The organism is Halorubrum ezzemoulense (assembly GCF_004126515.1).
Classification (GTDB): domain Archaea; phylum Halobacteriota; class Halobacteria; order Halobacteriales; family Haloferacaceae; genus Halorubrum; species Halorubrum ezzemoulense.
The window spans coordinates 134,398-153,843 of the sequence record NZ_CP034940.1 but is presented as its reverse complement, the minus strand read 5'-3'; the positions used below and the strand labels follow the sequence as shown (position 1 = coordinate 153,843).

General features: G+C 69.5%; 18 protein-coding genes. 4 read left to right on the top strand and 14 right to left on the bottom strand.

Annotated elements, in window-relative coordinates; genetic code table 11:
• Positions 1–48: 48 nt before the first annotated feature.
• From EO776_RS00710 to rnz, 10 genes are all read right to left on the bottom strand, one after another.
• Positions 49–378, bottom strand: coding sequence for a DUF5783 family protein (locus EO776_RS00710; RefSeq protein WP_007995328.1), 330 nt, complete (start codon positions 376–378; stop codon positions 49–51).
• 293 nt (positions 379–671) lie between these two features.
• Positions 672–2,807, bottom strand: a complete 2,136-nt coding sequence (gene katG, locus EO776_RS00705) for a catalase/peroxidase HPI (protein WP_094520563.1) — start codon at positions 2,805–2,807, stop codon at positions 672–674.
• A 333-nt stretch (positions 2,808–3,140) separates the two neighbouring features.
• Positions 3,141–4,568 (bottom strand): dihydrolipoyl dehydrogenase, encoded by a 1,428-nt coding sequence (gene lpdA, locus EO776_RS00700; protein ID WP_100050424.1) that lies wholly within the window; start codon positions 4,566–4,568, stop codon positions 3,141–3,143.
• Positions 4,568–6,211: a dihydrolipoamide acetyltransferase family protein gene (locus tag EO776_RS00695; protein ID WP_094520564.1), complete on the bottom strand. Its 1,644-nt coding sequence runs from the start codon at positions 6,209–6,211 to the stop codon at positions 4,568–4,570. The genes lpdA and EO776_RS00695 overlap by 1 nt, the downstream gene beginning before the upstream one ends.
• A gap of 87 nt (positions 6,212–6,298) precedes the next feature.
• On the bottom strand, positions 6,299–7,285 hold the full coding sequence (locus EO776_RS00690; RefSeq protein ID WP_007345778.1) for an alpha-ketoacid dehydrogenase subunit beta: 987 nt from the start codon (positions 7,283–7,285) through the stop codon (positions 6,299–6,301).
• Positions 7,286–8,389 carry a pyruvate dehydrogenase (acetyl-transferring) E1 component subunit alpha gene (gene pdhA, locus EO776_RS00685; RefSeq protein ID WP_049932323.1) on the bottom strand — a complete coding sequence of 368 codons (1,104 nt, stop codon included), beginning with the start codon at positions 8,387–8,389 and terminating at the stop codon, positions 7,286–7,288.
• A gap of 350 nt (positions 8,390–8,739) precedes the next feature.
• Complete coding sequence (locus EO776_RS00680; RefSeq protein WP_049932250.1) at positions 8,740–9,144, bottom strand: CopG family transcriptional regulator; 405 nt, start codon at positions 9,142–9,144, stop codon at positions 8,740–8,742.
• 124 nt (positions 9,145–9,268) lie between these two features.
• Positions 9,269–9,901 (bottom strand): RPA family protein, encoded by a 633-nt coding sequence (locus EO776_RS00675; protein WP_086219920.1) that lies wholly within the window; start codon positions 9,899–9,901, stop codon positions 9,269–9,271.
• A 1-nt stretch (position 9,902) separates the two neighbouring features.
• Positions 9,903–10,829, bottom strand: a complete 927-nt coding sequence (locus tag EO776_RS00670) for a replication factor A (RefSeq protein WP_049932247.1) — start codon at positions 10,827–10,829, stop codon at positions 9,903–9,905.
• Between the two features lie 304 nt (positions 10,830–11,133).
• Entirely contained in the window at positions 11,134–12,066 is a 933-nt protein-coding gene (gene rnz / locus EO776_RS00665; RefSeq protein WP_094520565.1) for a ribonuclease Z, read from the bottom strand.
• 117 nt (positions 12,067–12,183) lie between these two features.
• On the opposite strand from rnz, the gene EO776_RS00660 reads away from it, so the two are divergent.
• Both EO776_RS00660 and EO776_RS00655 read left to right on the top strand, forming a co-directional pair.
• A complete protein-coding gene (locus EO776_RS00660; RefSeq protein WP_049932243.1) occupies positions 12,184–12,462 on the top strand; it encodes a DUF7538 family protein in 279 nt (92 codons plus the stop codon).
• Between the two features lie 196 nt (positions 12,463–12,658).
• Complete coding sequence (locus EO776_RS00655) at positions 12,659–14,605, top strand: ABC transporter ATP-binding protein (protein ID WP_094495602.1); 1,947 nt, start codon at positions 12,659–12,661, stop codon at positions 14,603–14,605.
• A gap of 46 nt (positions 14,606–14,651) precedes the next feature.
• Here EO776_RS00655 and EO776_RS00650 read toward each other — a convergent pair whose 3' ends face one another.
• Positions 14,652–14,963, bottom strand: a complete 312-nt coding sequence (locus EO776_RS00650) for a DUF5789 family protein (RefSeq protein ID WP_094520566.1) — start codon at positions 14,961–14,963, stop codon at positions 14,652–14,654.
• Positions 14,964–15,139: 176 nt separating this feature from the next.
• On the opposite strand from EO776_RS00650, the gene EO776_RS00645 reads away from it, so the two are divergent.
• Positions 15,140–15,919, top strand: coding sequence for a creatininase family protein (locus tag EO776_RS00645; RefSeq protein ID WP_086215299.1), 780 nt, complete (start codon positions 15,140–15,142; stop codon positions 15,917–15,919).
• Between the two features lie 20 nt (positions 15,920–15,939).
• Here EO776_RS00645 and EO776_RS00640 read toward each other — a convergent pair whose 3' ends face one another.
• The 3 genes from EO776_RS00640 to EO776_RS00630 form a co-directional block, all read right to left on the bottom strand.
• Complete coding sequence (locus EO776_RS00640) at positions 15,940–16,338, bottom strand: DUF5790 family protein (RefSeq protein ID WP_049932236.1); 399 nt, start codon at positions 16,336–16,338, stop codon at positions 15,940–15,942.
• 124 nt (positions 16,339–16,462) lie between these two features.
• Positions 16,463–16,690: a hypothetical protein gene (locus EO776_RS00635; protein WP_086215298.1), complete on the bottom strand. Its 228-nt coding sequence runs from the start codon at positions 16,688–16,690 to the stop codon at positions 16,463–16,465.
• A 64-nt stretch (positions 16,691–16,754) separates the two neighbouring features.
• A complete protein-coding gene (locus EO776_RS00630) occupies positions 16,755–17,570 on the bottom strand; it encodes an aldo/keto reductase (protein WP_094495605.1) in 816 nt (271 codons plus the stop codon).
• Between the two features lie 198 nt (positions 17,571–17,768).
• On the opposite strand from EO776_RS00630, the gene EO776_RS00625 reads away from it, so the two are divergent.
• Positions 17,769–19,445, top strand: a complete 1,677-nt coding sequence (locus tag EO776_RS00625) for a methyl-accepting chemotaxis protein (protein WP_094520568.1) — start codon at positions 17,769–17,771, stop codon at positions 19,443–19,445.
• Position 19,446 lies beyond the last annotated feature (1 nt).

The following is a 19,446-nucleotide window of genomic DNA, read 5'->3' as shown; positions in this document are numbered from 1 at the left end:
GCCTTTGGTTCGGCCGGATCCGCTCCCGTCGCGGGTCGCGTCGGACCCCTACTCCGGTCGGTCGACCCCAAGGGTCCGGTACAGTTCGGACTCGATCCGCTCGACGTACTCCTCGAGCGTCTCCTCAAACGTCTCGTCGTCGACCGCGACGGCGCCGCGGATGCGCTCGCGCGGGTTCTCCGGGAGCTCGACGCGGAACTCACCGTCCTCGTAGAACGGCTCCGACTCGTTGAGCACGGTCTGGTCGATGCCGTGGATCAGCTCCGAGTCGTACCGGTCGTTCATCTGGTTGAACGCGTTCTTGTACGCCCGCTGGAGCTCGTTGAAGTAGTGCGCGTACTTGTCCTCGAACTTCTCCGGGTCGAACTCGTCGGCCATGTCGCCAGCGAGGGCTCGGCGGGAAAAAAGCCGGTCGATCGCCCCCGAGACGCCGAAACGGGGGCCCCCTCGAACTCGCGGTTCGGGGAGAGATTCGAACGTGGCCGACAAGATAAATTATATGTCGCGATATAGAATTTGATCGGCGCCGGTCACCGGGTCCGAAGCGAGAGTCACGACTCGGCGGCCGACAGCGAGAGGCTCGAACGGCGGGCGACGGCGGAGCGACGCACCACCGGCCCGCGTTCGGCGGGGGCAGAGTCAGAGAGAAAACCGGGAGCGCGGCGATCGGGTTACTCGAGATCGAAGCGGTCGAGCTTCATGATCTCGCTCCACGTCGCGGCGAAGTCCTCGACGAACTTCTCCTCGTCGCTGGCGTACACGTCCGCGATGGTCCGGAGTCGCGCGTTCGAGCCGAAGATGAGGTCGGCGCGCGTCGCCTCCCACGCGACCTCACCGGTGTCGCGGTCGCGGATCTCGTAGACGTCCTCGTCTTCGGTGACCGCGTCCCACTCGTACTCCATGTCGAGCAGATTCGCGAAGAAGTCGTTGGTGAGCGCGCCGGGCTCGTCGGTGAAGACCCCGCGGTCGGAATCGCCGTACGTCGCGCCGAGCGCGCGCAGACCGCCGGCCAGAACGGTCATCTCGCTGGCGGTCAGGTTCAACAGGTCCGCCTTGTCGACCATGAGGTCCTCGACCGGCTCGTCGGCGTCGCCGAGGTAGTTACGGAAGCCGTCGGCCTCCGGCTCGAGCGCCTCGAAGGAGTCGACGTCGGTCTGCTCCGCCGTCGCGTCGACGCGGCCGGGCTCGAACGGCACCTCGACGTCGTAGCCCGCGTCGGCCGCGGCCCGCTCGACGGCCGCCGTCCCACCGAGCACGATGAGGTCGGCGAGCGAGACGCGGACGTCGTCGTCGCGCGACTCGTTGAACTCGGTCTGGATCTCCTCGAGCGTCGAGAGGACGTCAGCGAGCGCCTCGGGCTCGTTGGCCTCCCAACTTCGCTGCGGTTCGAGGCGGATGCGGGCGCCGTTGGCGCCGCCGCGCTTGTCGCTGTCGCGGTAGGTGGACGCCGCCGCCCACGCGGTCTTGACGAGTTCGCCGGTCGACAGGCCGGACTCGAGGAGCGCGTCCGTGAGCTCGGCGACCTCCGCGTCGCCGATGGCCTCGTAGTCGGCCTCGGGCAGGGGGTCCTGCCAGATCATCGTCTCTTCCGGGACCTCGGGGCCGAGGAACCGCTCCGGCGGGCCCATGTCGCGGTGGATGAGCTTGTACCACGCCTTCGCGAACGTCTCCTGGAACTCTTCGGGGTCGTCGCGGAACTCCTCTAAGACGGCCCGGAAGTCGTCGTCGTGCTTCAGGGCGACGTCCGTCGTGAGCATCATCACGTCCTCCTTGTCGTCGGGGTCCGCGACGCCGGGCGCGGCGTCGTCGAGCTCGTCGTTCTCCGTTGTCCACTGCCACGCGCCGCCGGGACCCTTCTCCGGCTCCCAGTCGTAGGTGAGCAGGTTGTTGACGTAGCTCATGTCCCAGACGGTCGGGGTGGCGTTCCACGGCCCCTCGATGCCGCTGGTGATCGCGTCGGGGCCCATCCCCTCGCCGAACTCGTTGTCCCAGCCGAGTCCCTGGAGGTCGATGGGGGCGTCCTCGGGCTCCGGACCGAGGTTGTCGCCGTCGTCGGCGCCGTGGACCTTGCCGAAGGTGTGGCCGCCGGCGATGAGGGCGACGGTCTCCTTGTCGTTCATCGCCATGCGGCTGAACGACTGGCGGATGTTCTTCGCGGACCCTTCGAGGTCGGGCTCGCCGTTCGGCCCCTCGGGGTTCACGTAAATGAGGCCCATCACGGTGTTGCCGAGCGGCGCCTTGAGGTCGCCCTCCTCGTCGAAGCGCTCCTCGGAGGTCGTCTCGAACTCGCTCTCGGGGCCCCAGTCGACCGCGTCGTCGCCCCGGAAGTCGTCCTCGCGCCCGCCCGCGAAGCCGAACGTCTCGAAGCCCATCGACTCGAGCGCGACGTTGCCGGCGAGGACGATGAGGTCCGCCCACGAGAGCTTCTCGCCGTACTCCGTCTTCACTGGCTCCAGCAGCCGCCGGGCCTTGTCGAGGTTCACGTTGTCCGGCCAGCTGCTGATCGGGGGGAGGCGCTGGTGGCCGCCGGCGGCGCCGCCGCGGCCGTCGAGCGAGCGGTACGTGCCGGCGCTGTGCCACGCCATCCGGATGAACAGCGGCCCGTAGTGGCCGTAGTCGGCTGGCCACCACTCCTTCGAGTCGGTCATCACGTCTTCGAGGTCGGACTTGACCGCCTCGAGGTCGAGCTCCTCGAACGCCTCGGCGTAGTCGAACTCCTCGCCGTAGGGACCGATGTCGGCGGAGTTCTGATCGAGCAACTCCAGGTCCAACTGGTCCGGCCACCACTCTTGGGTGTTACTAGCCATCAAAAAATAGTCGCCCTTCTTTACGGATAATATTGTCTAATACGAGGAGACAATAATCGATATAACGGAGAGTTTCTATCGAGAAACTGAAGTTCTGTTTTCCGATCTGCGAAGTCGGCGTCGTGGACCGCAGCGGCGCTCCGCATGGCGTGCTCCGCCGAGAAGTGAGTGGCGACCCCGCTACGGATCGAGAAGTCGACAGTTCGATAATCATGTGTGAGAGTTCCACCCGAGGGAGGCGGGCGCGTCCGTTCGCCTCGCGGCCACTTCTGACTCCGCGCGGGAGCGTCGAGTCGCCGACGGCGCCGACCCGGGGTCTCGAAGACGGGCCGCTCAGCGGTTCAGCGTGTGGATCGCCTGCCCGCGAGCGTTCTCCGCGGCCTCCATCACCGCCTCCGCGAGCGTCGGGTGGGTGTGGACGGTGGCGGCCACGTCTTCGAGGGTCGCGCCCATCTCGACCGCGAGCGCGACCTCCGCGATCAGCTCCGACGCCTCGGGTCCGACGATCTGCCCGCCGAGGACGAATCCGGTCTCCTCGCCGGCGACGATCCGGGCGAACCCCTCGGTGTGGCCGGTCGTCATCGCCCGGCCGGAGGCGTTGAACGGCATCTCGCCGACGACGGGATCGAAGCCGGCGTCCTCGGCCTCGGCCTCGGTCATCCCGACCGTCCCGATCTCGGGGTCGGTGAACACCGCGGCGGGGACGGCCTGTCGGTCGAGCGCGGCAGGTTCACCGGCGATCACCTCGGCGGCGACGATCCCCTCGTTCGAGGCCGCGTGCGCGAGCATCGGGTCGCCCGCGACGTCGCCGACGGCGTGGATGTGCTCGACCGCCGTGCGCGTGCGATCGTCCGTCTCGATGAAGCCGCGGTCGTCCGTCTCGATACCGGCGTTCGCTACGTCGAGGCCGTCGGTGACTGGCTGACGGCCGACCGCGACGAGGATCTTGTCGACGCCGTACGTCGACTCCTCGCTGTCCTCCGTCTCGGTGTGGAGGAGGTACCCGCCGTCGGGCGCCTCCGACCACTCGCTCGCGCCCTCGCCGAAGTTGAACTCGACGCCGAGCTCCGCGGCGCGCTCCCGGACGATCCGCTTCACGTCGTCCTCGTAGGGGTCGAGGATGTCGTCGAGCATCTCGACGACCGTCACGTCGGCCCCGAGCTTGGCGTACGTCGTCGCCAACTCCATCCCGATGTAGCCGCCGCCGACGATCCCGAGCCGGTCCGGGACGGTGTCGGCGTCGAGCGCGTCGGCGGAGCTCCAAACGTGGTCCTCGGCGAACTCGAAGCCGGGGATCTGGATCGGACGCGAGCCGGTCGCGACGACCGCGTGTTCGAACGAGAGCGTCTCAGAGCCCTGCCCGTCGCCGCCGTGCGCGACGCGGACGGTGTCCTCGCCGACGAACGAGGCGGTCCCTTCGATCAGGTTCACGCCGTTCGCCTTACAGAGCTTCTCGACGCCGCCGGTGAGCCGGTCGACGACGCCATCTTTCCACTCGATCATCTTCCCCATGTCGACGGCGGGGTCCGCGTGGACGCCCATGAACTCCGCGTTGCCGGCCTCGTGGGCGAGCCCGCTCCCCGTGATCAGCGCCTTCGAGGGGATACAGCCGCGGTTGAGACAGGCGCCGCCGTAGGCGTCCTTCTCGACGAGGGTCGTGTCGAGCCCCTCCTGTGCGGCGCGGATGGCGGCGACGTAGCCGCCCGGCCCCGCGCCGATGACCAGTACCTCCGTTCCCGTGGTGACATCTCCGACGACCATTATTCGTTGAGTAACAGCAGGGGGTTTTCCAAGTGTTCCATGACGGTGTTCGCGAACTCGGCCGCGACCGCGCCGTCGACGACGCGGTGGTCGATCGATAAGGACAACGGGAGCGTCGGCGCCGGGACGACCGTCGAGTCGTCCGAGTCGTCGAGGAACTCGGACTCGACGTCCGCGTGGTCGCGGACGACAGGGCGCTCCTCGATGGCCCCGAGCCCGAGGATCGCCGTCTCGGGGTAGTTGATGATCGGCGTGGCGTACTCGCCGCCGATCGCGCCGAAGTTGGTGATAGAGAAGGTCCCGCCCTGCATCTCCGCGGGCTTGAGCTTCCGCTCTCGGGCGCGCGAGGCGAGGTCGTTCACCGCGTCGGCCAGCTCGAAGAGCCCCTTCTCGTCGACGTTCTCGACGACGGGAACCATGAGACCCGCGTCGGTCGCGACCGCGATGCCGAGGTTGTACTCGCTTTTCAACACGATCTCCTCGTCGTCCTCCCGGAGCTCGCTGTTGAGGTACGGGTACTCCTTCAGCCCGGCGACGATGGCCTTCATCACGAACGGCATGTAGGTGAGCTTCACCCCCTCGGCCTCGGCCTTCGGCTTCAGCTCCTCGCGGGCCTCCACGAGCGCGTCGACCTCGGCGGTGTCGTGGTGGGTGACGTGCGGCGCCGTGAACTTCGAGCGCTCCATCTGCTTGCCGATGGTGCGCCTGACGCCGCGGTACGGGACGGTCTCGTCGCCCGACGCGGGAGCGCTCGTCTCGGACGCGTCGCCGGCGGTCACGGCGGGCTCCGTGCCCGGGCCCGTCTCGACCGGTTCCGGCTCGGGCGTCGACGCGGGCGACTCCAGCGCGTCAGCGTACGCGTTCACGGCCTCGGCCGTGACGAACGCCTCGCCGTCCCGGGTCTGGTCGGTCGGCACGTCGTTGATGTCCACGTCGCGGTCGCGCGCGGCCTTCCGCGTGGCGGGCGTCGCGAGCGTCGTCTCCCGGCCCGCGGGGTCGGGCCCGCCGGCGGGCGTCGCCGGGGCGTCGGCGGCGCCACGCTTGCTGACCGCGGACTTCCGCCCGTCGGAGCCGGTATCGGTCGGCGTCGGCGCGGGACGGGGTTCGGGGCCGTCGTCCGGGGCGCCCGCGTCGGCGGCCCCGGCGTCGCCCTCGGCGTGGGCGCGCACGTCGGCCTCGGTGACGCGGCCGCCGGGGCCGCTCCCGTCGACGGCCGCGACGTCGACGCCGAGCTCGCGGGCGAGCCGGCGGGCCGACGGCGGCGCGAAGGTGCGTCCGGCGGGCGTGTCGGGCTCGGCGTCGGCCGCCTCGGTGGTCGGCTCCGACGCCGACTCGTCGGGCGAGTCGGGCTCCGGCTCCGGTTCGGCCTCCGCGTCGTCGCCGGCGGCCGCCTCGCCGTCCTCGTCGACGCGGAACGAGATGATCACGTCGCCGACGGGGACCATCTCCCCCTCCTCGGCGAACAGCTCCTCGACGACGCCGTCGTAGCTCGACGGCACCTCGACGAGCGCCTTGTCGGTCTCGACCTCGGCGACGGGCTGGTCCTCCTCGACGCGGTCGCCGGGCGCGACCAGCCAGCTGACGAGTTCGCCCTCCGCGACGCCCTCGCCGACGTCGGGCAGTTTGAACTCCTCGACCGTCATTCGTCGCCCCCCTCGGCGGTCGGGCGTCTCCCCTCTGCCGTCGTGCGCCGGTCCTCGGCGTTCATGGGTGTACCTCTGCCGGACATCTTAAAATTCGACCGCCTCCAAGATTCCGTCCTCGATGCGGGCGGCGGACGGGAGGTAGTAGTCCTCCAGCGCGTACAGCGGGTACGGCACGTCGAAGCCGGTGACGCGGCCGATCGGCGCCTCCTGGTACAGCAGCGCCTCCTCCTGAAGGATCGCCGTGATCTCGCCCGCGAGCCCGCCGGTCTTGGGGGCCTCGTGAACGACGACCGCGCGACCGGTCTTCTCGAACGCCTCGACGACCGCCTCGCGGTCGAGCGGGGAAATCGTGCGGAGGTCGACGACCTCGCACTCGATCCCCTCCTCCCCGAGCGTCTCGGCGGCCTCCAGCGTGGGGCGAGTCATCGCGCCGTAGGTGAAGACGGCCACGTCGTCGCCCTCGCGGCGCGTGGCCGCCTCGCCGATGGGGACCGTGTACGGCTCCTCGGGGACCTCCTCGCGGAACGCCCGGTAGATCAGCTTCGGTTCGAGGAATATCACCGGGTCGGGGTCGCGGATCGACGCCGCGAGCAGCCCCTTCGCCTCGTACGGCGTGGAGGGGATGACGACCTTCAGCCCGGCCTCGTGGGCGTAGAACGCCTCCTTCGACTCGGAGTGGTGTTCGGGCGCGCGGATCCCGCCGCCGTAGGGGGCACGTAGCGTCATGGGGAGCGTGAACCGCCCGCGGCTGCGGGTCCGGAACCGCGCCATGTGCGAGACGATCTGGTCGAAGCCGGGGTACATGAACCCGGAGAACTGGATCTCCGGGACCGGTCGCATCCCCATGGCGGCCATCCCGACCGCGGTGCCGACGATGCCCGACTCGGCCAGCGGCGTGTCGATCACCCGGTCGCCGCCGAACTCGTCGAACAGGCCCTCGGTCGCGCGGAAGACGCCGCCGTTCTTCCCGACGTCTTGCCCCATCACGACGACGTCGTCGTCCTCGCGCAGTTCGGTGTGTAGTCCGTCTCGTATCGCCTGTACCAGCGTGAGGTTCTGTGTCTCGGTCATTTACTCCTCCAGGAACGCCGCGTCGCCGCGCTCGTCGCGCAGGGCGGCGAACTCCTCGTACTGCCGCTCCAGCTCGGGCGGAAGCTCCGCGTACGCGTGTTCGAACAGCTCGCGCGGGTCGGGGCGCGCCATCGATTCAGCCTCGTCTATCGCGTCCGCGACCCGGGCCTCGACCGTCGACTCGATCTCCGCGACGCGCTCGTCGTCGAGGACCCCTTCGTCCCGGAGGTACGACTCCAGCCGGTCGATGGGGTCCTTCCGCTTCCAGCGCTCGACCTCGTCGTCGTCGCGGTAGACGGTCGGGTCGTCGGCGGTCGTGTGCGCGCCGAACCGGTACTGGACCGCCTCGATCAGCGTCGGCCGCGGCCGGTCGGTCTCGGGGTCGCGGGCCTTCTCTAAGGCCGCTTCCGTGACGCTGTACACCGCCAGCGGGTCCATGCCGTCGACCTGAACGCCGTCGATCCCGTACGCCTCCGCCTTCTGCGCCAGGGTCGCGCTCCGGGTCTGGCGCTCTCGCGGAACGGAGATCGCCCACTGGTTGTTGTTACAGAAGAAGACGGTCGGCGTGTCGAACACGCCGGCGAAGTTGATTCCCTCGTGGAAGTCGCCCTCGCTCGTCGCGCCGTCGCCGAAGTAGCAGACGAACGCGTCGTCCTCGCCGCGGAGCTTCGAGGCCCACGCGGCGCCCGTCGCGTGGGGGATCTGCGACGCGATGGGGACGGCGACCGGGAAGACGTTGACGTCCGTCGGCGCGTTGTTGCCGTCCTCGTGACCCATCCAGTAGAGCAGGGTCTGTTTCAGCGGGAGCCCGTGGACGAGGGCGGCGCCGTGTTCGCGGTACGACGGGACCATCCAGTCGTCGTCGTCGAGCGCGAACGCCGAGCCGATCTGGGCCCCCTCCTGGCCGGAGAGCGGGGGGTACGTCCCCATCCGCCCCTGTCGCTGGAGGCTCACCGCGCGGCCGTCGAAGTGACGCGCCAGCCGCATGTGCCTGTACATGTCGACGAGCGATTCGTCGTCGAGGTCCGGCACGTCGCCGACGACCTCGCCGTCCTCGTCGAGGACGCGAACCGTATCGTCGTACGCCCTATCGAACACGTTCACGGTCGAACCCACCTTCGCATGTAGGATCCCTTCACCGCCCGGGTAATATCGTTTTCGTAAATAATTTAGTATACTCAGAAATAGCGGCGTCGCTCTGAGAGACCGTCCATCAGACGGGTCGAGAATCGGACGTTTCTGAACAAACTCGGAGCATCACGGCAATATTTTCGCCAACATGGGCGGTTCAGCGGTTAGTAACGGACGAACAGGAAGGTTTTCGTCCGCGCGTCCGACCGTCATCGAAGTACGGTCCGAACGTCGCGGACGGTCGGAGCGGACGGCGCCGTAGCTCAACGGTGGACGGGTCTCTCCCGGATCGACGGAGCGGTGGAAATGGAAGGAATCGGCGGCTACCCGAGGCGGAAAGCGGGTTCGTCCGGCTCGCCGTCGAGGTCTTCGAGCTGGATTACGTCGTCGTCCTCGTCCTCGAGCTGCTCCCGGAGGTGATTGACGTACCGCTTGTGCTCTTCGAGCTGCTCCCGGAGGTGTTCGGCCTCGAGTTCCAGCCGCTCGTGCTCGCGGACGAAGCTCTTCGGAACCTCGACTTTCGGGGGAAACGGCTCGCCGTCGTCGCCCGCGTCGGCCAGTTCCGACTCCGGGACGACCCGGACCTGGCCGTCGTGGGCAACGAGCGCGTCCACGTAGTCTCGGAACACCGCCGACAGCGAGATGTCCCGCTCCTCGGCGATGTCGCGAAGGGCCTCGAACGCGTCCTCGTTGACGCGGAACGAGATGGTCTTGTTCTTGTTGCCCATCGCCCGAAACGTGGGCGCGCGGATCACTTAATGGTTTGTCAGACAGTCGCAAGAAACGGCGAAAAGTGAGTCGTTACGGGGTGACGCGCCCGATCGGTTCGTCGAGGCGGTCGGCCGTCGCCGGTCAGGGCTCGGGCGTCTCGGCCGGGTCCGGCTCGTCGCCGGCGTCGCCGGCGAGCTCGTCGCCGCTCTCGTCGAGGTCCTCTAACGCCGACAGCGCGGCGGCCTTGTACGTCTCGGGGTCGAGGTCGTACTCCTCGCGGGCCATTCGCGCGTACTCGTTGCCCTCGTCGTCGAACGCGGCGACGCGCTCGACGGTACGGCGGGCGGTCTCCGCGACCCAGCGGTCGCGGGTGGCGGCGTCGACCTCGGTGATCGACTCGGGGCGGACGGACACTCGGACCGTGCCGTCGTCGGTCTCGTAGGTCCGGGGTTTCCCCACGACTGCGACGTAGGCCGGGGGCTCCAGGTCCCGGAGTTTGGAAGCGGCCTCGGGCTGGTACTGGCCGGCGTACACGAAGAACGTGCCCGTCGGGTCGACGATGCGACCACGCCAGTACTCGCTGTCCTCGCCGACGTCCTCCTTCTCGGTGAGGGTGCCGACGAAGAACACGCGGTTCGAGGACTCGCCCGTCGGCAGCAGCGCGTAGACGGGGGCCCGCTCGTCGTCGGACTCGGTGAACGTGTAGCCGGCGTCGTTGAACTCGCTCGCGAACACGCGCCGGGCGACCTCTCGGGTGGGGGCTGACTGGCTCATTTCAAATCGACCTCGCTTCGATCAGCGCGCTTTCAACGTCGACGGTGCCGGGGTCCTCCATCTCGTCGACCAGGACGTACCGCCCGAAGGTCGGGCCGGTGACGCGGTAGTAGCGCCCGAGCACGTCCTCGCCCATCTCCTCGGCGACGACGGTAGTGTCGAGCGCGTCCATCGCCATGTCCTTGGCCTCCTCGAGGGTCATGCCGGTGAGATCCTCGGTGGCCTCGCGGTCGAAGATGACCTCGGTGACGGTCTCGCCGTCGTCGAGGACGCCCTTGATCCGCAGGTCGAACTCGCCCTCGACCTGACCGTGCTCGGAGCAGCGCCCGTTCTGGAGGACGCGCGTACAGTCCTCCTCGGGGCAGCGCTTGATCAGCCCGGAGCCGGACTGGATGTCGACCAGCGCGCCCTCGACGGTGTCGGCGTTGTCGCCGACCTCGATCGCTTCGTCGATCTCGGTGATACCGGTCGTCCGGTTGAGCTTCACCGAGTAGCTCCCCTCGTACTCGTCGGTGACGACGTTCGAGAGCTCGTACGCCTGTCCCTCCGTCAGCTCGGGGAGGTCGGAGGTCTCGAAGGCGACAAACTTGATCGTGCCCGACTCGTCGCCGAGGAGCCCGACCTGCGAGATGGAGTCGCTGCGGGGCTCCCACAGGTCGACCAGCTCGACGCGCAGGTCCACCCACTGCTCGTCCTCGTCGATGTCGTTGACGAGGACCTCCTCGCTGCCGCCGCGGCCGAGCTCGTCGCGCTCCATCCCGGCGTCTTCGAGGTAGCTGTTAGTGACGCTCCGGCTCGCCTCGTCGAGCGGCACGCGGTACTCGTCGACCAGCGTCGTCAGGCGCTCCTCGACGTCGTCGGGGTCGACGTCCGTGTGGTCCGAGAACTGTTCCGCTATCGCTTCCGCTTCCTGTCGCAGTTCGCTCATGGGGTGTCTCCGCCTCCGGTCTTGTTTCACTGGGAGGCGTACGGCCGTTGGTTACTCACCGTATTAAAACGCCCGTGACCGCGGTGAAAGTGAACGTTTCCGTCGAGAGCGCGCTTCTCTCCGGATTTCTCCGGATCGGCGCCGGACTGACCGCGGATCAGATGCTCGGAAGACACCGGTGCGGCGGCGGCCGCGTCAGACGCGCGTCAGCCGTGCGCGGGCGCCGTTTCGAGTGGAACCGTCCCACGGTTTGCGGTAGCACGGAGGGGGACGAGCCGAACGGAGGAACGGGTGTTCGGGACCCTCACTCGTCGGCGTCGGGGAACGGCACCTCGATCAGGTCGCCGTCGTCGGGGAGCAGGCACTCGCCGTCGAACGCCTCGCGGGCGTCGCGGTGGATCGGGCGCGGGTCGGCGGCGTAGCGCGAGGAGATGTGGACCAAGGCGAGCCGCTTCGCGTCCGCGCGGTCGGCGATCGACCCCGCCTCGCCGCCGGTCGAGTGGGCCGTGTCGCGGGCGCGGTCGGCCATGTCGTCGGCGAAGGTGGCGTCGTGGATGAGCAGGTCGGCGTCCGCGGCCGCTTCGACCGTCGACTCGCGCGGGCGCGTGTCCGCGGTGTAGACAAGCTTCCGGCCCGGACGCGGCGGGCCGACGACCTGCTCCGGCTCGACGACCGTGCTGTCCTCGGCCTCGACCGGCTCGCCCCCGTGGAGGCGGCCGAACTTCGGCCCGACGGGGACGCCGAGCTCCTCCGCCTTCGGGCGGTCGAACCGGCCGGGGCGATCGTCCTCCGCTAGGACGTACCCCTGCGAGACGGTGCGGTGTTCCGTCTCGAACGCGCGGATCTCGTACTCGTCGGTCTCGTGGGCGACCTCGCCGGGAGCGACCGGCTCGATCCGGATCGGGAAGGCGGGGTCGTGGCCGGCCGCGTGGACCAGGTCGTGGAGGTGCCCGCCGGTCCCCGGCGGGCAGTGGATCGCCAGCGGGTCGGTGCGGTCGTTGAATCCGAGCGTCTGGACGAGGCCGGGGATGCCGAGGACGTGGTCGCCGTGGAGGTGCGAGACGAACACGCGGTCGACGGCGAACCCGGTGCCGCTGCGCATCATCTCGCGCTGCGTGCCCTCGCCGCAGTCGAAGAGGAAGCGGTCGCCCTCGCGGTTGACGAAGACGGCGCTGGCCGCGCGCTCGACGGTGGGAACGGCGCCGCCCGTCCCGAGGAACGTGACGCGAAGAGACATGGCGACTCATCGGGTCGGCGGTTGTAAACCGGTGTCGATGCGGGGGAGGAGGGCGCCGGATCGGGCGGGCGGCCGATCGGTCGACACCCACATGAGTCCGGCCACCCGAGAGCGACCATGCGAGAGCCGATCGCCGCCTTGGTCAGACAGGAGGGGTGGCGCGCGGAGGGCGCGGCCGCCCGCGTCCACTACGAGGGGGGCCGGGACCGGTACGCGGTGGAGTTTTACGCCGAGACGGGCCACGTCCTCTACTGGTCCGTCCCGACCGACGAAGACGAGGAGGGAACGGCGACGCCGGTCCCGCGGGACGGGGTGCCGGACCCGCTCCGGCGACGTGTGCGCGACGACCTCGACGAGGCCGGGATCGACACCGCCGTCGAGCGGCGCGAGCTCTGAGCCCGGCGCGCGGTCGGCGTGACCGAGGTCGCCGCGCGCGCCGGACTGACCGTCGGGTCGACCGCTGCGCCGACGCCGGTGACCGCGGTGGTTCCGGGAGAGATCACCCGATCGAACGGGTGTTACCGGCGTTTTCTGCCGACGTATTTCGGTTCGAAGGAAACCTATTTGCCCGCCTACCTGATACGAACTCGTGATGAGTGGCGTCGAATGGGAGGACGACGATCCCTTCGAGGAGCAGCGGGACAAGATAGAGAATCCGATGAAGCGGCTGTTCGTCGAGTACGGCCGCGACTACGTCCCGCAGGTGACCGTTGGGGTGTTCGCGAGCGTCTTCGCGCGGCTGCTCGACCTGCTCCCGCCGCTGATGCTCGGGATCGCCATCGACGCCGTGTTCTACGAGGACGCCCTGTTCAGCGAGCAGATCCCGCTCGTCGTCCTCCCCGACGCGTGGCTGCCGACGGGACAGACCGCGCAGTTCTGGTTCACCATCGCCGTCATCGGGGGCGCGTTCGGGATCGGGGCCGGGTTCCACTGGATCCGGAACTGGGGGTTCAACGCCTTCGCCCAGAACATCCAGCACGACGTCCGGACGGACACCTACGACAAGATGCAGCGGCTCAACATGGAGTTCTTCTCCGACAAGCAGACCGGGGAGATGATGTCGATCCTCTCGAACGACGTGAACCGGCTCGAACGGTTCCTCAACGACGGAATGAACTCCCTGTTCCGCCTGTCGGTGATGGTCGTCGGCATCGGCGTCCTCCTCTTCTGGATCAACTGGCAGCTCGCCTTAGTCGCGCTGCTGCCGGTGCCGATCATCGGCGGGTTCACCTACCTGTTCATCAGGATCATCCAGCCGAAGTACGCCGAGGTCCGCTCGTCGGTCGGGAAGATGAACTCCCGGCTGGAGAACAACCTCGGCGGCATCCAGGTGATCAAGTCGTCGAACACGGAGCCGTACGAGTCCGACCGCGTCGACGACGTGTCGATGGACTACTTCGACGCCAACTGGGACGCGATCACGACCCGGATCAAGTTCTTCCCGGGGCTCCGCGTGCTCGCCGGAGTCGGCTTCGTGGTGACGTTCATCATCGGCGGCCTCTGGGTGTTCCAGGAGACGCCGCCGGGACCGTTCACCGGCGAGCTCTCGGTGGGGATGTTCGTCGTCTTCATCCTCTACACCCAGCGGTTCATTTGGCCGATGGCGCAGTTCGGGCAGATCATCAACATGTACCAGCGCGCCCGCGCCTCCTCCGCGCGGATCTTCGGGCTGATGGACGAGCCGTCGCGGCTCGCCGAGGACCCGGGCGCGGAGGACCTGACGGTCGGCGACGGCGACGTGGTGTACGACGACGTCTCCTTCGGCTACGACGACGAGACGATCGTCGAGGACGTCGACTTCGCCGTCGAGGGCGGCGAGACGCTCGCGCTGGTCGGCCCGACCGGCGCGGGGAAGTCGACCGTGCTCAAGCTGCTCCTCCGGATGTACGACGTCGACGAGGGGTCGATCGAGATCGACGGACAGGACGTCCGCGACGTGACGCTCAAGTCGCTCCGTCGCTCGATCGGCTACGTCGGGCAGTCCTCGTACCTGTTCTACGGGACGGTCCGCGAGAACATCACCTACGGTACCTTCGACGCCACCGACGAGGAGGTCCGCGAGGCCGCCGAGGCCGCCGAGGCGCACGAGTTCATCCAGAACCTCCCCGACGGCTACGACACCATGGTCGGCGAGCGCGGCGTGAAGCTCTCCGGCGGGCAGCGCCAGCGCGTCACCATCGCGCGGGCGGTGCTCAAGGACCCGGACATCCTCATCCTCGACGAGGCGACCTCGGACGTCGACACGGAGACGGAGATGCTGATCCAGCGCTCGCTCGACCGGCTCACCGAGGAGCGGACGACGTTCGCGATCGCCCACCGGCTCTCGACGATCAAGGACGCAGACACGATCCTCGTGTTGGAGGGCGGGCAGATCGCCGAGCGGGGGACGCACGACGAGCTGCTCGACAACGACGGGCTGTACGCGCACCTCTGGGGCGTTCAGGCGGGCGAGATCGACGAGCTCCCGCAGGAGTTCATCGACCGCGCGCAGGAGCGCACGGCGCGGATAGTCGAAGAGGCCGATACCGACGACGACTGATCGGGGCCGCGCGCCGAGCGGAACGGGGCGGGGCTCGACCGAAGAGTCACCGCGGAAGCCGCGTCCACTCGTCGGCGGCCGCCTCCGGGGACGCGTCGGCGTGCCCGAGCGCATCGAGAACGGCCTCGCGGACCTCCGACGGATCCCGAAACTGCGTCTCCTCGCGCCCTTCGAGCAGCCCGTCGAGCCGCGCCGTCCTCGCCGGCGTCTCCAACGTCGCGGCGCCGTACTGCTCTATCAGCTCCGCCGCGGTCACCGGATAGCGGTGTTCGCGGAGCGCCCGCTTCAGCGGGCCGAACGTCACGGCCGGAGCCGAGTCGTGTGCCCCCGTATCGTGATCCGCGTTGTCACCGCTCATGGAGCCGCGATCCGCGGGAAGCGTCATAATACCCCGGGAGCGGCCGCGGGGCGAGCGCCCATGTCTCGCGAGCGGTCGACCGCCCCTGCGCCGCGGCGACCACCAGACGCCGACGGTGACCACTCGGCATCGGCGATGACCGCCGGCTATACGACGCCGGCCACCGAGGCGTCGGTATGCGCCTCAGCGAGGTCACGTGGACCGACGTTCGCGACGCCGACGTCGACGTCGCGTTCCTCCCGGTCGGCAGCACGGAACAGCACGGGCCGCACGCCCCGCTCGGCACCGACGCGCTGAACGCCGTCGCGGTCGCAGAGGCGAGCGCGGACGCCTACGAGGAGACGGGAACGGACGACGAGGGGTCGGGCGGCGAGCCGGGAGCGGACCGCGGGGAGGTCGCGGTCGCGCCGCCGATCCCGGTCGGCGTCGCGGAGGAGCACCGCGCCTTCGACGGGACGATGTGGGTTTCCCCGGAGACGTTCCGGGCGTACGTCCGGGAGTCCGCGGAGTCGCTGGTCTCGCACGGGGTCGACCGCGTCGTGTTCGTCAACGGGCACGGGGGGAACGTCGAGGCGCTGGCGGAGGTCGCCCGCCGCTTCTCGCGCGACGACGCCCACGCGGGGTACGGGGTGGCGTTCACGTGGTTCGAGTCGGTCGGCGACCACGCGAGCGACATGGGTCACGCTGGCCCGCTGGAGACGGCGCTGCTGCGCGCGACGAATCCGGACTTGGTCCGCGAGGAGCGGGTCGACGATGCGAGCGCGGGCGCCGCCGACCGGTGGGGCGAGTGGGTGTCTGGGGTGAACCTCGCGCACGACTCTGCCGAGTTCACCGACAACGGCGTCGTCGGCGACCCGCGGGAGGGCGACGCCGAGCGGGGCGCGGTCCTGCTCGACCGCGCGAGCGCGGCGCTCGCGGCGCTGGCGGAAGCGGTCGCTGACCGGAAGTCGACGTAGGGCGCGGCCGGAGCGGAGGGTTACTCCTCGTCCGCCGCGTCCTGAAGCGCCCCGCGGATCGCGGGGACGGTGCCGGTGAGGGAGGCGACCTCGTCGGCGGCGCTCTCGATGTCGCCGACGAGCGATTCGAGCTCCTCGATCTCCGCTTTCAGGTCGGCGGCGTCCTCGAAGGCGTCGGCGCGCTCGCCGAGGACGTACGCCTTCTTCGCCGAGCGGACGCTGTCGACGGCGTCGCCGGCGTCGAGCGCGGATTTCAGTCCGTTGAGCGCGCCGAGGACGTTGTCCGCGTCCGTCTCCCACACCGCGTCCGGGTCCGGGAGTTCCTCGCGCGCCGCGGCGAGGTGATCTTCGACCTCCGCGCGGGTCTCCGCGGCCGCCTCGCCGAACAAGTCGTCGTCATCGAACGTGGACTGGCCCATACCGGACCCGTCTCGCCCGCGCCTTTTAAAAACGCGCCCGAAAGCGGAAGTGAAACCGACGGAGAGGACGGGTCGGGTGCCGGATCGGGCGGGTCTCGCGTTCAGTTTCGGTCGGCCGGCGGGCTCAGATGCGAACGAGCAGCTCGACGGCGATCAGCGTCACGAGGAGGGCGAGAAGGCCAGCGAGGACCGCGAGCGTCCGGAGCTGATCGAGCACCGCGTCCGTCCCGGGCGTCGCCGCGAGGAGGGCGGGACGGTCGCGGAGACCGGACTCGCCGTCCGGGTCCGAGTCGGCGCTCGGGGAGCCGCCGGCGGGCGGGCCGGCGTCGGTCCGCGAGTTCGGGTCCGGCACGGGCGGGGGTTCGATCCGGATCCTCGTTAAACCGACTATGAGGCCACAATACCGGTATTGAGCGTTACGGAGATCGGTCTCGGTTCCACGACGCCTCCTCGAAGTCGACGATCCGCTCGCGGCGGTCGAGCGCGTCGATCCGGGCGAGTTCCTCGTCCGTCAGGTCGATCTCGCGGGCCGCCCAGTTGTCCTCGACGTGGCCGAAGTCGGCCGCCTTCGGGATCGGCGCGACGCGCTCCTTCGAGAGCAGCCACGCGAGGCTCACCTGGGCCGGGGTCGCGTCGTGGGCCGCGGCTATCTCTCGGAGGGCGTCGACCTCGGCGACGCGGTTGCGCGCGATCGGCGAGTAGGCGACGAGCCAGTGGTCGTGTTCGACGGCGTACTCGCGGAGCCGCTCCTGTTGAAGCAGGGGGTGACACTCCACCTGGTGGGCGAACACGTCGTGGTCGAGGCGGTCGAGCGCCTCGTCGAGTTCGTCGGGCTCGAAGTTCGAGAGCCCGATCCGATCTATCACCCCGTCGTCGACGAGGTCGTCGAGCGCGGGCAGCGTCTCCGCGGGCTCGTAGGTGTTGATCGGCCAGTGGACGTACAGCAGGTCGATCGAGTCGACACCAAGCCGGTCGCGGCTGGCGCGGGCGGTCTCGACCGCGTCGTCGTACGAGAGGTTGTCCGTCGAGAGCTTCGTCGCGACGAACAGGTCCTCGCGGTCGCGGTCGCTCCGGTCGATCCCGTCGCCGACCGAGGCCTCGTTGTCGTACCCCTGGGCGGTGTCGACGTGGCGGTAGCCGGTCTCGATCGCGTGGGCGACGCCGGCCGCGCACTCCTCGCCGGCGGCCAGCTTGTACGTCCCGTATCCGAGTCTGTCGAAGGCGGTCACCATGCGCGTCCGTGCGGGCGGCGACGCCCTCAACGTACCGGTCCCGGCGGATCGGGGTGTCAGGCCCGGCGGCCTCGCGTACGTGCTCGCTTTCTGCTCGCCGAGCCGCCGGTACCGCCCGACTCGACCGCGAGCAGAGTATCACTGGTAATATTCGGGGAGGAGTTATTATGACGATAGGATCTCTGCCGTTCGGTATACATGCAAGAGGGATCGGCCTCGGGCGTCCGATCGAGCTACGGTGCGAAGCTCGCTCTGTCGCTGATCGGGGTCATGGCGGTCTCAGTTTCGTACGGAGTCATCGTCTATCTACGCGCGGAGGGGACCGGCACCGCGGGCGCCGAAGTGCGCTCCGGACTGATCGGGATGACGCTGTTGACGGTGATCGGGCTCGCGCTCATCGGCGTCACCGTCGGCTCGAACACGGTCATCTCCCTGCGGCAACTGACTGACAAGGCCGAGCGGATGGCCGAGGGAGAGCTCGACGTGCGGCTCGACACCGGGCGAACCGACGAGATCGGGCGGCTGTTCCACGCGTTCGACGAGATGCGCGGTTCGCTGCGCTCGGAGATCTCCGACGCCGAAGCGGCCCGCGAGGAGGCGGAACGAGCGCGACGGGAGGCCGACACGCGCGCCGAGACGGTCGAACACAAGGCGACCGAGTACGAGTCCGCCATGCGCGCGCTCGCCGACGGCGACCTGACGCGCCGGGTCGACCCCGAGAGCGACAACGAGGCGATGGCGCGGGTGGGCGCCGCGTTCAACGAGATGGCCGACGAGCTGGAGGGGACGGTCGCGTCCGTCGCGACCGTCGCCGAGGACACCGCCGACGTGGCCGGGACCGTCGACGACCGCACGGAGGACCTGCGGGCGACGACAGGGACCGTGAGCGAGGCGGTTGAGGAGATCGCCGAGGGCGCGCGCACCCAGCGCGACGACCTGCGGGCGGCGACCGACGAGGCCGAGAACCTCGCGTCCTCGGCCGAGGAGGTCGCCTCCACCGTCACCGACGTGGCGGAGACCGCGGAACACGCGGCGGAGGTCGGCGACGAGGGTCGCGAGGCCGCCGAGGAGGCGCTCGCGGAGATGGACGCGGTCGAGGAGACGACCGCGGAGACGACCGCGGAGGTCGAGGCGCTCGCCGCGGAGGTCGAGGAGATCGGCGAGGTGGTCGACACCATCTCGGAGATCGCCGAGCAGACGAACCTGCTCGCGCTGAACGCCTCCATCGAGGCGGCCCGCTCCGGGGCCGACGGCGCCGGCTTCGCGGTCGTCGCCGAGGAGGTGAAGGCGCTGGCCGAGGAGACCCAGGAGTCGGCGAGCGAGATCGAGGCCCGGATCCGCTCCGTCCAGGAGCGCGCGGAGACGGGCGCCGACGCGATGGCGCGCACGGAACAGCGGATCTCGGCCGGCGTCGACACGGTCGAGACCTCGATCGACGCCCTCGAACGCCTCGCGGAGGCCTCCGAGCGCACCGACGCGAGCATGACCGAGATCACCCGGACGACGGAGACGCAGGCCGACTCCGTCGACGCGGTGGTCGGCCACGTCGAGGACGTCTCCGCGATCAGCGCGCAGACGGCCAGCGCGGCCGGCGACGTCACCGGTGCGGTCGACGAGCAGGAGCGGACTCTCGGGGCGGTCGAGACCGCGGCCGGGTCGCTCTCCGACCGGGCGCTCGCGCTGCGCGACGCGGTCGACGACTTCGAGTTCGCGGCCGGCGACGGTCTCGGCGCCGCGGGCGACGGGACGGGCCGCGGCGCGGCGGCCGACGGCGCCACCGCCGTCCCCGACGGGGGAGGCGACGGCGACGGGAGCGAGTTTGACTTCTCGCGCGGCGGGGGCGACGACGCGCCCGCCGGGGAGGGGGTGAACTGAG

Bases quoted from the DNA above. Each gene is read 5' to 3' on its own strand.
- EO776_RS00710 (WP_007995328.1), bottom strand. From the start codon at position 378: ATGGCCGACGAGTTCGACCCGGAGAAGTTCGAGGACAAGTACGCGCAC.
- katG (WP_094520563.1), bottom strand. From the start codon at position 2,807: ATGGCTAGTAACACCCAAGAGTGGTGGCCGGACCAGTTGGACCTGGAG.
- lpdA (WP_100050424.1), bottom strand. From the start codon at position 4,568: ATGGTCGTCGGAGATGTCACCACGGGAACGGAGGTACTGGTCATCGGC.
- EO776_RS00695 (WP_094520564.1), bottom strand. From the start codon at position 6,211: ATGACGGTCGAGGAGTTCAAACTGCCCGACGTCGGCGAGGGCGTCGCG.
- EO776_RS00690 (WP_007345778.1), bottom strand. From the start codon at position 7,285: ATGACCGAGACACAGAACCTCACGCTGGTACAGGCGATACGAGACGGA.
- EO776_RS00680 (WP_049932250.1), bottom strand. From the start codon at position 9,144: ATGGGCAACAAGAACAAGACCATCTCGTTCCGCGTCAACGAGGACGCG.
- EO776_RS00675 (WP_086219920.1), bottom strand. From the start codon at position 9,901: ATGAGCCAGTCAGCCCCCACCCGAGAGGTCGCCCGGCGCGTGTTCGCG.
- EO776_RS00670 (WP_049932247.1), bottom strand. From the start codon at position 10,829: ATGAGCGAACTGCGACAGGAAGCGGAAGCGATAGCGGAACAGTTCTCG.
- rnz (WP_094520565.1), bottom strand. From the start codon at position 12,066: ATGTCTCTTCGCGTCACGTTCCTCGGGACGGGCGGCGCCGTTCCCACC.
- EO776_RS00660 (WP_049932243.1), top strand. From the start codon at position 12,184: ATGCGAGAGCCGATCGCCGCCTTGGTCAGACAGGAGGGGTGGCGCGCG.
- EO776_RS00655 (WP_094495602.1), top strand. From the start codon at position 12,659: ATGAGTGGCGTCGAATGGGAGGACGACGATCCCTTCGAGGAGCAGCGG.
- EO776_RS00650 (WP_094520566.1), bottom strand. From the start codon at position 14,963: ATGAGCGGTGACAACGCGGATCACGATACGGGGGCACACGACTCGGCT.
- EO776_RS00645 (WP_086215299.1), top strand. From the start codon at position 15,140: ATGCGCCTCAGCGAGGTCACGTGGACCGACGTTCGCGACGCCGACGTC.
- EO776_RS00640 (WP_049932236.1), bottom strand. From the start codon at position 16,338: ATGGGCCAGTCCACGTTCGATGACGACGACTTGTTCGGCGAGGCGGCC.
- EO776_RS00630 (WP_094495605.1), bottom strand. From the start codon at position 17,570: ATGGTGACCGCCTTCGACAGACTCGGATACGGGACGTACAAGCTGGCC.
- EO776_RS00625 (WP_094520568.1), top strand. From the start codon at position 17,769: ATGCAAGAGGGATCGGCCTCGGGCGTCCGATCGAGCTACGGTGCGAAG.